Origin of the sequence: Paenibacillus sp. EKM206P (assembly GCF_011066155.1) — a bacterium.
Taxonomy (GTDB): domain Bacteria; phylum Bacillota; class Bacilli; order Paenibacillales; family Paenibacillaceae; genus Paenibacillus; species Paenibacillus polymyxa_D.
Genome location: NZ_JAAMNQ010000079.1, coordinates 1 through 416, shown reverse-complemented (window position 1 = coordinate 416; position 416 = coordinate 1). Strand labels below are relative to the sequence as shown.

Sequence of the window (416 nt, the reverse complement as noted above, 5' to 3'; positions counted from 1 at the left end):
AACGTTTTGTCGCTGGACGGATAATTGCGAATCGCCAGCGTGTTAATGAAGACACCCACCAGATTACTGAGCTCCGCATGCGGTCGTCCTGCAATCGGCGTGCCGACGACAATGTCCTCTTGGCCCGTGTATTTGTGCAAGAGCGTAGTGTACGCCGCCAGCAGCACCATGTATAGGGTAGCGCCTGTTTGCGAAGCCAGTTCTTTCAGGCGTTCACTAACCTCACGCTCCAATGCAAATTCGATCGTATCCCCTGCCGTACTCTGCACCGCCGGACGGGCAAAGTCGGTTGACAGATCCAGTACAGGCACTCCGCCCCGGAAGGTGCCCAGCCAGTACGCTTCCTGACGCTGCATCCACTCCTGATGGGTTTCGCTTTGCTGCCATACGGCATAGTCTTTGTACTGAATCCGCAA

1 protein-coding gene is annotated in these 416 nt (G+C 55.8%); it reads right to left on the bottom strand.

What is annotated here, in order from left to right:
- A partial coding sequence (locus G9G53_RS25770) for a condensation domain-containing protein (RefSeq protein WP_165150889.1) occupies positions 1–416 on the bottom strand: 416 nt, incomplete at both ends.